The sequence below is a fragment of the Paraburkholderia sp. RL17-347-BIC-D genome (assembly GCF_046027915.1).
Lineage (GTDB): Bacteria > Pseudomonadota > Gammaproteobacteria > Burkholderiales > Burkholderiaceae > Paraburkholderia.
Genome location: NZ_JARESS010000023.1, coordinates 68,064 through 81,172, shown reverse-complemented (window position 1 = coordinate 81,172; position 13,109 = coordinate 68,064). Strand labels below are relative to the sequence as shown.

Here is a 13,109-nt window from a genome sequence, read left to right as displayed (position 1 = left end):
TCGCCGTACGCTAAGTTCGCGTCGCTCAGGGTGCCGGTGTATACGTGATAGCTTTGTCGTGCGATTGCGCGTCAGCCGTCGCCCGCGGCAAGGTCCCATAGCGCGGCCAGATGCCGCGCAAAGCCTTCGCCTTGAACTCGACCGGCTTCTGCCGCCAGACTGCGCCTGCTCGGGTCAAAATGGTTTTCGCCGATTGCGGCCATGCTCCTCTCGTCGGGGACGATTAGAGCGCTAGCAGTTGTCCCCGAGAAGCTGTCCAGCTCTTCTTGCACGGAGACCCCCGAAAGACCAACCGGCATAGGAGATATGACGAGACATCTGTCAAAGCGCGAGGCGAGATGGGCATTCGTTGCCGACACGCTGCCTCCGTCTACCCAGCGCCTTCCGCCTGCCTCAATCACCGGCCAGATCCCCGGCGCCGCGCCACTTGCTCCAGCAGCGTGAACGATGTCGATGCCCGATGCCTGATCCAGTAGATAAAGGAGACCCGTGTCAGCATCAATCGCAGTAAATCGCAGCCGCTCTGACGGCCAGTCAGTGCGGTCCAGGCGCTGGCCAACCACCGCAAGACGGGTTGGCACATCAATGGTCAAGGCTCCGAGAGCGAACTTGCCTATCCGCCGTGCAGCCTCGACCTTGTTGCCAGCGCACTCCTGAAGGATCGTTGTCAACGTATCCATCACACCTGCAGGTGAAGCGATGGGGACCTCCTTGACGCGCGCAGATACCTGCCGCTCGTACGCCCAGGCGATTCCTCGCTCATCCATCAGGGCAGTGGCTGCGAAGGCTCCCGCCGACGTACCGATGACCTCGTCAACATCACAAACATCGACACCGTTGGAGACGAGCCCGTGAAGCACTCCGATCTCCCACGCCAAGCCGATGACGCCTCCACCCCCCAAGACAAGCCCACGACTTCTGCATTCGCTCATGATTAGCTCCAGCTATTGCCACCTATACGAATGCGCAAGATACCGGCCCTGCGCATCCGGCGATTCCTGGTCAATCGCGTTAGCGAATGACGAACGCCTCTTTCTTCGGTTTCCGAGTCATCTTCCAGAATTCCACGTGACGGAATGGCGTAGGCAAAATCGGGCGGCCTTTCTGATTTCGGTAGTAGGTATGCGCGCGACGCTCCCAAGCCCAGATCGATCCCGCCAATTTCTCATCGAGGAGTTGGTTGTGCTCGTCATAGGCCTCCTGTGTGACCTCGAGAGACTTGGAATCCTCTTCGACCAGCAACTGCAGGCACTCCATCGCAAAGTGGTTCACAACTTCCGCCATGAAGTTATGCCCCCCCGCGTGCCCCGCACCGGTATGCGGACCAGAATTGACGAACATGTTCGGAAACTTGGGCACCATCCCGCCGATGTATGAGGCCGGATTGTTGTCACGCCAGACGTCCGAAAGACGCACCCCATCACGGCCAACGACTTCGACAGGCGAGAGCCAGTCGAGCGTCAGTCCGGTTGCATAGATGATCACGTCCAACTCGACCAGCGTCCCATCGGCTGTGAGGATGCCGTCGGGGACTACTCGCGCAAGCTTGCTCGTTTCGAGCGCGACGTGGGGAAGCGACAACGCGTGATAGAACCCGCCGCTCTCGAAATCGTAGGGATCGCGCACACTGCGCTTACCCATCGGGGCGTAGTCAGGAGTCAACTTCCGGGCAAGTTCACTTCCCTCGCCAAAGCAGGAGTTGATGTAGTTCACGCAGAACTGCATCAGGCGGTCGTTCGCTGGGGAGATAGAAACATGGCTCTTGGCCCACTCGGGGTCGGCTCGAACAACCGGGTAGCCGAAATTGTCGCTGTAGGTCCAATAAGCCTTCAGGCGGTCCCAATGCAAAAAGTAAGGCAAGTGCTCCCGAGCCCAGCGCTTATTTGCAGGAATCTTTCCGTCACCGGCCTGGTTAGGAATGATCCACATGGGCTGGCGCATGAAAACAGTCAGATGACCAACGTCTTTTGCGATCTTCCCAATCACCTGCACGCCCGTTGCGCCCGTGCCGATGATGCCGACGCGCTTGCCCCGAAGGTCCACGTCGTGCTTCCATCGATTCGCATGGATGGAAGTGCCCTTGAAGGTCTCACGCCCTTGGAGGTCAGGATAGTTGGGCCGGTTCAGGTGGCCAAGGCAGGTCATGACGGCAGTGGCCCGAACCTTCGATGCGTCTCTACCATTCTTGACAACCGTAAGTTCCCACTCCTGGTCCTCGTCGATCCACTGCACTCTCAACACTTCGCTATTAAACTCAATCTGGTCGTGAAGCTTGTGTTTTTCGACGAGGCTTTCCAGGTAGAGGAGGTATTCAGAGCCAACCGGATAGTAGTTACTCCACGACGGATTCAATTCGAAAGACAATGAGTAGTAGGTCGCGGGCGTATCTACAGCGACACCCGGGTAGTCGTTGACGCTCCAAACTCCGCCTACCTTGCTACCGCTTTCAAAAATCCGGAAACCGAATCCGCGATCTTTAGCTTGAATTGCGGCTGCAAGCCCGGTCATCCCCGCCCCGATGATCGCAAGCTCAATGCGCTCCGTCGGGTACCGCCCGCTCTGCGGCAGCACTGGCATATTACGAACGAAACCCGCCTGTTCGAGAAACATGTCCGCGTACTCCGGGTCGATCGTCTCACCGGTCAGGACACTTGCCATCTTGATGAAGGTACCGACGTCGAGATCATATCCCGTGGTGTACTCCGTCTGCTCCTCCGGCGCCCTGTCCAACACAGCAACCGCGAGTTCCACCATCTCCTGCCGAAGCGCTGGGGCGATGGTGGGTACTTTTGCGAAGCCCTTGATAGTCTCTACGACCTTCACGCCGGGCCGCAGTTCAGCCTTGTCGGCGAACACCAACTCAGGGCCATAGCGATCAAGGAGGCTTGTATCGCGTGTGATATGAACGAGTGAGGCCAGCAACAGTGACGGGTCTACATCCGCCAGCTGCGCGCGAAGATCGTCACCCGCGACCCGATGTCGAGGAACGATATTGGTGAAGGTATCGCGAAGAGTGCTCTTCTTCAGAGGTTCGGTCCCACCTGCGACCGTTTCGAAATCACCTGTCCTGTACATTTTTGACTTTTCCTGGTTGATCTACATAGCGGGCTGATGTGATAGCCACATCATTCCGTCCAAGTGCAGAGTCAGTCTAGAAAGGGTGACGCTCTGATACAAGACCGAATCGTGAAGATTAGAACTTCGAAAACTGCACTGCTGTGACCTGTTCTCCTAAACGTTGCCCGTCTCGCTTCCACCGAGACATTGATTTTAATTGGAGAGACCACCTTGTTTGACGATGAGCATGAGAAATTGAGAGCACCGGGAATAGTCAACGGACGGCCGAGAGACGCACTTCTAGCCGATTCTAAATTGCAGAAATCGGTCTTGAGCATTCGACAGCTGGTCGTCGTAGACAAACACGACGTAGGCGATGAGAAAATGTCTATCATGGTTAGCCAAACGAAGTGCGTGGGCACATCGACGGTGGCCTCGAGACTGTATTGCGGCATGATTCAGGCCATCACCGCAGAATATGCGACCCAGTGCAGGCAGGATTTGATGGCAAAGCCGAAATGATGTCCGTCAGTTGGACGGGCGGCAGCCGCACGGATACCGTCCAATCCGAGGCTCCGGTATGCTGCCGGCACAGGCAACGACCACCGATTGTCCGGCCGAGCAATCGAGGAGATGCCGGGTGTAGGTTTCCGAATTGACAATGCGGCAGCGCAACCAAGCATGCTCTGGTGCGCTTCGGCGCTAGCGCGAACAGACGTGACCGGGGCTGGTCGCATACGCCCACCTTGAACGAGATCAGCAGACGTTGTGGTTCGCCAGCTTGGTTGCAGCGAACGAGGTGTCGCTGATGGCTGAGAGTGACACTCGCGTCACTCTCGCCAACGCATACGCCGCACGGCATCCGGCGCTCGTATCACGCCAGAGATCGACTTCGTGGTACTCCAGCCATTAAGTGCCTTTTCAGAACCGGTGACGGATTCCCACGTGGATGGTAGTTTGTGAAGCGGTCGTCGAAGGCGTCAAAAGGTTGATTGCCGCAACGGCTGGTTTATCTCTTGAATCGGTGCCCGTTGCGTGCTGGTAAATGCCTATCATGTAAAGAATGGTGCGCTTGGACAGGGAGTAATTGCATCCCAGCGAAGCCTGACTGTACTTCGCACCGCCGTTGCCATTGACTGAACTGCCCTTTGTATAGTCGTAGGCCACGCCCATCAGAAACGCTGGTGTCAATTGATATTTGAAGTTGACTTCAGCATTGTTAAAGTTGGCCGTTCCGCTATAGTGCAGCGGATTTGGGCCGGACGTGGTGTCACCCAAATCCCTGAACTGCGTATTCGCGTAGGTCGCGCCGACGGTTGCCGCGCCAAAAGCATAGGCGCCTCCAACGCTAATAATTTGCTCCGAGTGGGCGGATGCATAGCCGGAATAGACTGGCGAGCTCGTATTGTTGCCCGGCACCCCGCCAACGGTTGCGGCAACGGTACCGCCTGAGCCGAAGAACGACGCGTTCGGATTGTTGATATGTTCGTAGGCTGAAGCAAGCGTCAGCGGACCGTTTGTGTAGCCAGCGCCTAACGACCAGATTGCGTTGCGCGAGAAGTTGCCAGGGGTACCACCCAGGCTGTACAAGCCGCCAAAGGACAAGCCCGCATACGTAGCGCTCGTGTACTTCACTACGTTATTCAGACGGTTCAGGTTGTTGAATCCGTCCAGATCCCCCGGGTGGGCAGCGATGTATCCTCCCCATTGGTCCCCCACTTCCAACGGCCCGAGATAGTCAGCCTGGGAATCGTACTGGCGACCAAACGTCACCGTGCCGAACCTGTTCGACGATAGTCCAACAAATGCCCTGCGGCCGAACAATAGGCCGCCCTGGCTCGCCTTACCGCTGTTGACATCAAATCCGTTTTCCAGGGTGAAGATCGCTTTCAGACCGCCACCCAGATCCTCACTGCCCAGCAGCCCGAATCGGCTTCCAGAAAGTACTCCGCTCGACATGTTGTATTGATGCGAACCACCCGCATTGCTGGTGTAGCTCAACCCATTATCAACAATGCCGTAGAGCGTAACGCTGCTTTGAGCGTTGGCCACCCCAGCAAACGCACTCATGGTTGCGCATGCAAGAATCGACTTCTTCATTGACTTCGTCTCCTAAACGTTTTTCACCCTTGCGATATCGCAGTGTGCTTACGCATTTAAATTTGTAATTTGTATATTCGTCATCCCGAGCCGTAACACGGGATTTAACAAAAGACTTTGTTAGCCAGTAAAACTGGCATGGTTGCCCATGCATCCGCCTCCGTCTTCCGGTGCAAATTCGAACTCCGTCCTTATGGAGTGCCTGCTTCAGTACAGGACCGGAAATGCAGCCGGCGGCCACACCGTAGTCCATGGCGCGAGACCAATGGCGGCATATTTTTACGTTTTGTCAGACAGATTGTGTTTGTCCGTTATCGTCTTCGTGGTTATCAGCTTCATGAGCTAGTCCACCCTTATGTTTTCTACGCGCTCGATAGATTTACAACTTGCTTATGCGCAACCAGGACCGGTGGGACGAGCCGCAGCGAATTGCGCCGCCTTCGCGTTAACCCCATAAAAAAAACTGAATTTCGACACAGTCCAACTTTCGGTTCGAGGTGAAATTCGCAATAGTTCCCCTAGCGCACAGTCAATCTAGAAAGTCGCGGACCACAAGGCAAGGCTCGAATCGTGAAGGTTAGAACTTCGAAAATTGCCGTAAATGACTATCAATAGCTCCACTAGACTTCGAGAACATTCATGCATCAGGACACGGTCAAATGACAATCAAGGTCAAAGCCGCAGTAATGGTTCACGCTCGGGAAATCCAGGTGGAGTTGATCGATCTAGAGGAACCGCATGCGAATGAAGTGATGGTAGAAATCGCGGCCACCGGCGTTTGTCACTCCGACCTCTCGGTCTATCAAGGGGTATTGCCCACTCCATTGCCGGTAGTCTTGGGACACGAGAGCGCAGGGGTCATCGTCGGTATCGGGTCAAACGTATCTGGCCTGGATGTAGGCGACACCGTCGTGCTCAGTCTGCTTGCACAGTGCGGTTCCTGTTTTTACTGCACGCATGGTCAGCCAGTGCTTTGCGAGTCCGGTCAACCATCTATGCTGCGCGGCACAATGGCGGATGGGACGACCCGCTTCGCCTGGAATGGCACCCCGGTATTTCAGATGGCAGGTCTTGGCACATTCGCTCAACGGGTCGTGGTACCCGCGACGGCCGTCGTGCGCATACCATCAACGCTTCCGCTTGATCAGGCTGCGTTGTTAGGATGCGGCGTCATGACAGGATGGGGTGCCGCCGTCAACACAGCCAAAGTCACCGTCGGAGAAACGGTTGCCGTGCTTGGGTGCGGCGGTGTTGGACTGCACGCCATTCAAGGAGCTCGCATCAGCGGAGCCAGCACAATCATCGCGATCGATCCAGTTGAAGATCGCCTCGAGTTAGCTCGCACGCTGGGAGCGACGCATTTAGTCACGCCAAGCAAGGGTTTGGTGGAAAAGATACGCGAACTCACAGAAGGTCGCGGCGTAGACGTAGCTTTGGAAGTAGCCGGTCGACAACAGTCAATCGACGATGCAATCAGGATGACGCGCCGCGGTGGCCGAGCCGTCATCGTCAGTGCACCTGGCAAGGACGTGGTCGTCAATATCCCGGCATTCGGAGGACTGGTCCTGACCGAGAAGACGATCCGGGGCTCCCTCTATGGCTCTGCGCATGTTCGGCGAGATGTCGGCCGACTGGTCGACTTGCTGCAATCCGGCCAGCTTCGGCTCGATAACCTGGTTTCGCTTACTTATCCGCTGGAAGCCATAGATGAGGCCATGGCTCATTGCGCGACCGAGCATGGTGGTCGTGCAATCGTGCGGCCATGAATCGACGAGCAATTTTCGAATGCGCGGTATCTCTGCGCAGTAGCGAGGCACGCAAATGAATCCAATGAAATCGCAACGGCTGACGCAGCATCTTATCGATCCGGAAGACTGCATCCGCTGCAACACTTGCGAGGAATCGTGCCCCATCGAAGCGATTACTCACGACGATAACAACTACGTTGTCGATGCCAACATTTGCAATCGTTGCCGTGCCTGCGTATCTCCATGCCCTACTGGCGCCATTGACCGTTGGCATACCGTCGATCAGCCATACACATCGGCTCAACAGCTTTCGTGGCAAAAACTTCCGGCGCAGTTATTTCCCCCGCTTGCGCCAACCGAAGAGGTAGTGGCAGACGCCGCGCTCAAAGCAAAGGCCCCTCTTTCCGCGAGCAAACCGGTTCTCCATCTCTATCACCGGAATGCCCCTGCATTAGGTGTCGTACGCACTATTGAACGCGCGACCAAAATGGCGGCGGAGGACGACGTATGGCACATCGTGCTTGATTTCGGTAACCAGGCAATGCCCGTACTCGAAGGTCAGAATATCGGGATTGTTCCTCCAGGCCTTGATGCGAACGGGCGTCAGCACGTCGAACGGCTCTATTCAGTTGCGAGCGCACGCAGCGGCGAAAAGCATGGGACTAACACAATTGCATTGACAGTTAGGCGGAAACCGGGTGGCAACTGCTCCAACTATCTGTGTGACCTGTTACCCGGACAAACGGTGAATACTGTCGGTCCGTTCGGTTCCACATTTCTGATGCCGGAAGATCCGAACGCTAACCTCATCATGATCTGCACCGGTACAGGGGTGGCGCCGTTTCGCGCCTTCATTCAGCACAGACTTCGGACTATGCGAAACGCAAAAGGACGCCTCCTATTGTTTTTCGGGGGTCGAAGTCCCGCTGAACTGCCCTATTGCGGGCAAGAGAAGTCCTTACCCGAAGACTTCCTTGACCATTATTTTGGTTTCTCGCGTCACCCCGACGAGTCCAAGACATATGTGCAGGACCTCGTTCGCCTAACTGCCGATCGCCTGAGGCAACTTCTAGTCGATGCTGGCACGAATGTATTCCTTTGTGGACGCCGAGGCATGGAATCCGGTGTTGAAGAGTCCTTCCGTTTCGTCCTCGATGGCACGGACGAGGCATGGCCAACCCTTCATCAAAAGATGCTGGAGAGCGGTCGGTACCACGTCGAAACCTATTGAAAATACAACGCGGAGAAAGCGCGAAAGTCAGAGCAGCGACACATCACACAATCTCCGAAAGGGCATAGAGATCGTGAAGTCACGACAACATTTTGATTTGGTAACGCGTAAGTGAGTTTTTCTTGATTTCACCGATGGACGAATAGTCGGACCAGCTCCACCGAGTCTTGCACGAAAACCCTGATCCCTTGTGGGCAGTTTGGAAACGTGTGTCCACAAAACGGAAACTGGTTGGAAGGAGAAGATGATGAATATTGCCGAGAATTCCCTGCGCTTTCTGGTCGAGAAATGGCTAGTGCCAACTCGTTCGATGCCATTTCGGGTAACCGAATTCAGCCGCGCGCGGTCAAATCAGAGACGCTACGTATGTGTCGAGGTGATGCGCGCCGCCGGCCCGGTCGGGATCTTCTTTTTTCGACACTCCGATGGTACATGGAACGTGTTTCCAGATGAGGCCGAGCGTTTGGCGATGCGGGCCTGCTAGTGTGCATGGCATTTGGTTCTACACGGCCCGTAGCAGTACAAAAAGCATGAAACGAGTAAATCAACAATATTTCAATTCATAACACTAGGAGATCCGCGATGACCGATCCAAAAGGCCCAGAATTGCCGCATGATGGATACGATCTTCACTCGGAGACATACGTCCAGAATGCTCACGCAGTTTGGAAGGATATCCGGTCCAGTGGGTGCCCGGTAGCCCACAGTGACCTGTGGGGCGGCTCCTGGCTGCCGACTACGTATGAAGACATCCACAGCGTGGCACAAGATCCGGCTCGCTTCACGTCACGGGCGCCCGAGATCGCAGGCCAGATTCCAGCCATTGGTGCTGGGCTCTATCTCCCGCCGCTTACAACCGATCCGCCGGATCACAAGATACACCGTGATCTGCTTGAACCGTACTTTACGCCTGCGCGCATTGTGGCGATTGAGCCGTATGCAAGGAGCAAAGCGCGGGAGTTAGCTGAGAAGCTAGCTGCAAATGGAGGCGGCGACATCGGAGAAGATTATTCGAAGCCGTTTGTCCTATCGCTCCTGACCCGCTTTCTCGATGTGCCTGATGACCGTCAGGACAAGTTCATGGATTGGGCAATTCGCGTCCTGAAATACGGCCCGTTTGACCAGGAACTGCGAAAGGCCGCCTTCGACGAAGCCTTTTCCGATCTGGCCCAGTTGCTTGAGGAGCGCGCAGAAAATCCTGGTGAGGATTTGGTTAGTCATATCGCACGAGCCACAATTGACGGTCAGCCGGTTTCAAGGAAGCACAAGATCGGAAGTCTGTTGCTAACCATCCTGGCCGGAGCCGACACGACCTGGAACGCACTGAACGCCAGTCTGAATCATCTTGCCGAATATCCTGCAGATCGAGCGAAACTCGCCGGGGAGCCGGGCCTGTTACGCACCACCGCTGTCGAAGAATTGCTGCGGGTGTACGCACCGCTGACAATTGCGCGCGTCACTACCGAAGACACTTGCTTGCGTGGTCGTCACATCGGCGCCGAAGAGCGAGTCATCCTGGCCTACCCTGCCGCCAATCGCGATCCCGCTGTGTTCGAGAATCCCGATGAGGTGCAACTCGAGCGCAAGCGAAACAGACATCTCACTTTTGGAACTGGCGTCCATCGATGTCTTGGATCCCACTTGGCGCGCATGGAAATGCGGGTCGCCATCGAAGAGTGGCTTAAGGCCATTCCCAACTACGAGCGCGTGTCGGGAACAGTCAAGTGGTCGGCAGGCAACGCCCGCGGTCCTGAAAACGTCCGGATTCGTGTGCTCTAAAGACAGAGTCCAAGGCCGGCGCACCCATTCAACATCTTTTGGAGCGATATACGTGGAAAGCATTGTCATTCTTGAGAAGGACGGCCCCGTTGCGAGGCTTGTCCTCAACCGCCCGGAAAAGCACAACGCTATCCGGTTTGACGAAATGGACGATCTTGTGGCGGCCCTGAGGGAGGCGGAGTACGACGACGACATCAAAGTCATCATCCTCAAAGGCAACGGACCGTCATTCTGTGCTGGCCATGACTACAACGACGCCGTCAAATCGTACGGGCTCGAATTGACGGTGGATGGGAAGAAGCCGAGGCGTCCCAGCCAACGCGCTCGTCTCGAGCGTGATCGCCGGTTGGGCATGAGCTACATGGCGTTCCAGAACTCCGCGAAACCTGTGATCGCCCAAGTCCATGGCCACTGCACCGGCGTGGGTATCTACCTGGTCGAGCTGGTCGATTTGGCTATCGCCGCCGCTGACACCCGTTTCAGCCACGCTGAGCAGCGTTTCGGGCTCGCCGGGAACACATGGCACATGAACTCACAGATTCTAATGTACGGAGCCAAGACAGCGCGCGAGTTGATGCTGTTAGCGGAGTCCTTCGATGGCGTCGAGGCCCATCGAATGGGCCTGGTAAATCGAGCTGTCCCACTCGCGGAGCTTGAATCGACGGTGGAGGACTGGGCGCAACGCATCGCCAAGCACCCGCGCGACGCCTTGGTCACCGGCAAGGCGATGCATCAGATGGCACTAGAAGGTCTCGGATGCGGCGCTCAGTTCACGCGTGGATTCGTTGGCCACACGCTTGGTACAAATTTGCGTTTCGAAGAAGACGAGTTCAACTTTCTTCGCGAGCGCAAGGACGCCGGAACGACTGCGACGTTCAAGAAACGCGACAAGAACTACGACTGATGGCACGCCGCTTGAGCGGACCACGCCCGGTCGAGTGAGAGTGCTGCAAAAGGCGCTCTTGTTTCGGATGGGCTTCAGAACGAAATACCGGAGACTTGCGTGGAACTACACGTTACCCAAATGACCATCGACAGCGGGGTCGGCATAATTCGACTCAACCGGCCGGGAAGAGGCAATTCCTGGACCACTCGAATGAACGCCGAGTACCGCTGGCTGATGGCGGAGTTTGACGCCAACCCCGATGTGAAGGTAATCGTTGTCACTGGGTCCGGAAACCAGTTTTGTGTCGGAGCTGACACTAAGGCGTTGGACCACTACAGCGAATCTGACGAGAACTACATCGACAGCTTCAAGAAAGATCACATGGCCACGCCCGGATTCGGCGTTCGTCCCGAGTACGATCACGAGCTGATCTGGCAGTGGGGACTCCAGAAAACTGTCATTGCGGCCATCAACGGGGCATGTGCTGGCATAGCGGTCGCCTTGGCCGCGTATTGCGATTTGCGATACGCAGCGGAAGGCACAAAGCTGACTACCTCGACCCCTCGTCTCGGGTTACCCGCAGAGTTTGGTTTGTCGTGGATCTTGCCACGCATCGTTGGTCTTACCCACTCAGCCGACATCCTGCTCTCGGGTCGGGTGTTCCTCGCTAACGAGGCTCACAGAATGGGCTTTCTCAATGATGTGCTTCCACGTGAAGACTTCGAGACGCGGATTCTCACGATTGCGCGATCGCTAGCCGAATCTACATCTCCCCTAGCAACGAAAACCGCCAAGCGCCAACTCTACGCTGACCTGATGAGGCAAGACCCCGGCGCTGCTATCGAAGATTCGCGTGAACTGATGGGACAGCTGATGAGAGAACCGGATTTTGCTGAGGCCTTACTGTCTATGAAGGAAAAGCGTCCGCCTGCGTTCAAGTCGCTCCGGGGCACGGGCGTCACCTGACACAACGATCCTCCGCTATGAACATTCACCTTCCGCCGCAGTGCTGTATAGTTTTTTGCGTCCGGCATGACAGTCGCCTTGTCGTTCGTTGCGGCCATTATTTTTTGGACCTGCGCATGTGCTCCCGAGGAAAATTCAAATGAACAACTCGATTCGCCGAGGTCCTCTTGAAAGGTTCCGCGTGTTGGACCTTTCTCGGCTGCGTGCCGGTCCGACAGCCGTTCGCCAACTGGCAGATTGGGGGGCGGACGTCATCAAAATCGAAAGCCCTGAGTCGCTCGACGTAAGCGACGGCTGGATTGGCAATCGCTTGGGATCCGATTTTCAGAACCTCCATCGGAACAAGCGTAGCGTGACCCTCAACTTGAAAGATCCCGAGGGTATTTCAATTTTTAAAAAACTTGCCAATGACGCTGACGTAGTCGTCGAGAATTTTCGCCCCACGGTGAAGTTTCGGCTTGGTATCGACTATGAGACCTTGCGTCAAAACAACCCGAGGTTGGTGTATGCAAGCATCTCAGGATTTGGTGAAGATGGGCCCTACGCAGATCGTCCGGGTTACGACCACATCGTCCAGGGTATGGGAGGCCTCATGGCGATCACCGGCGAAAAGGGCCAACCGCCCCTTCGAACTGGCATCTCAGTCGCCGACACGGCCGTAGGCTTGTATTCCGCGCTGGGCATTCTCACCGCACTTCTGGAGCGTGATGAGTCAGGTAGGGGACAGTGGGTGCAGACCTCTCTTCTACAAGCAATGATTGCGATGACTGATTATCAGGCCGCGCGGTGGCTTATCGATAAAGAGGTACCGGAGCAGGCTGGCAACGACCATCCTACCGCGATTCCAACAGGCGTCTTTGCCACCGCCGACGGACACATCAATATTGCTACTGCGGGCGATGAAATGTGGAGGCGTCTTTGCACCGCCATCGATGCACCTCACCTGTTGTCGCGCCCCGAGTACGCGAACAATGACGCAAGATCAAAAAACAGGGACCAGTTGAAGTGCGAGTTAACTGAGTACACCAAACGCAAAACAAGTAGCGAATGGATCAAGATCTTCGAAGCGAGCAGTGTTGCCAGTGGCCCGATCTATCGAATGAACGAGGTCTTTGCCGATCCTCAAACCCAGCACCTTGGCATGGCAGCCTCCCTGCACCATCCCGCTCTCAATGAGATCAAGGTGGTCGGGCAACCTTACTCGTTATCACGCACGCCTTCCGAGATGCGGGCACCAACGCCAAATCGTGGAGAGCATACAGAAGAGGTGCTGATGACTCTGGGCTACACGCTAGACCAAATCGCCGATTTGCGCCGGCGAAGGATAGTTTGAGGCGCAGTC

10 protein-coding genes are annotated in these 13,109 nt (G+C 56.0%); 7 read left to right on the top strand and 3 right to left on the bottom strand.

The window, feature by feature from the left end; genetic code table 11:
• Window positions 1-71: 71 nt before the first annotated feature.
• From P0D96_RS27465 to P0D96_RS27455, 3 genes are all read right to left on the bottom strand, one after another.
• Complete coding sequence (locus tag P0D96_RS27465) at window positions 72-932, bottom strand: patatin-like phospholipase family protein (protein WP_408316534.1); 861 nt, start codon at window positions 930-932, stop codon at window positions 72-74.
• A gap of 79 nt (window positions 933-1,011) precedes the next feature.
• Window positions 1,012-3,075, bottom strand: a complete 2,064-nt coding sequence (locus P0D96_RS27460) for a flavin-containing monooxygenase (protein ID WP_408316532.1) — start codon at window positions 3,073-3,075, stop codon at window positions 1,012-1,014.
• Window positions 3,076-3,978: 903 nt separating this feature from the next.
• Window positions 3,979-5,157 (bottom strand): porin, encoded by a 1,179-nt coding sequence (locus P0D96_RS27455; protein WP_408316530.1) that lies wholly within the window; start codon window positions 5,155-5,157, stop codon window positions 3,979-3,981.
• Between the two features lie 659 nt (window positions 5,158-5,816).
• On the opposite strand from P0D96_RS27455, the gene P0D96_RS27450 reads away from it, so the two are divergent.
• The 7 genes from P0D96_RS27450 (at window position 5,817) to P0D96_RS27420 (ending at window position 13,100) form a co-directional block, all read left to right on the top strand.
• Complete coding sequence (locus P0D96_RS27450; RefSeq protein ID WP_408316528.1) at window positions 5,817-6,923, top strand: Zn-dependent alcohol dehydrogenase; 1,107 nt, start codon at window positions 5,817-5,819, stop codon at window positions 6,921-6,923.
• Window positions 6,924-6,978: 55 nt separating this feature from the next.
• Window positions 6,979-8,136 (top strand): 4Fe-4S binding protein, encoded by a 1,158-nt coding sequence (locus tag P0D96_RS27445; protein WP_408316526.1) that lies wholly within the window; start codon window positions 6,979-6,981, stop codon window positions 8,134-8,136.
• Between the two features lie 244 nt (window positions 8,137-8,380).
• Complete coding sequence (locus P0D96_RS27440; protein ID WP_408316524.1) at window positions 8,381-8,620, top strand: hypothetical protein; 240 nt, start codon at window positions 8,381-8,383, stop codon at window positions 8,618-8,620.
• 98 nt (window positions 8,621-8,718) lie between these two features.
• On the top strand, window positions 8,719-9,915 hold the full coding sequence (locus tag P0D96_RS27435) for a cytochrome P450 (RefSeq protein WP_408316522.1): 1,197 nt from the start codon (window positions 8,719-8,721) through the stop codon (window positions 9,913-9,915).
• A gap of 52 nt (window positions 9,916-9,967) precedes the next feature.
• Window positions 9,968-10,819: an enoyl-CoA hydratase/isomerase family protein gene (locus tag P0D96_RS27430; protein WP_408316520.1), complete on the top strand. Its 852-nt coding sequence runs from the start codon at window positions 9,968-9,970 to the stop codon at window positions 10,817-10,819.
• Window positions 10,820-10,939: 120 nt separating this feature from the next.
• A complete protein-coding gene (locus P0D96_RS27425) occupies window positions 10,940-11,767 on the top strand; it encodes an enoyl-CoA hydratase-related protein (protein ID WP_408316636.1) in 828 nt (275 codons plus the stop codon).
• Window positions 11,768-11,906: 139 nt separating this feature from the next.
• The gene (locus tag P0D96_RS27420; protein WP_408316518.1) at window positions 11,907-13,100 is read left to right on the top strand and encodes a CaiB/BaiF CoA transferase family protein; all 1,194 of its coding nucleotides are present in this window, start codon (window positions 11,907-11,909) and stop codon (window positions 13,098-13,100) included.
• The last annotated feature ends 9 nt before the right edge of the window (window positions 13,101-13,109 follow it).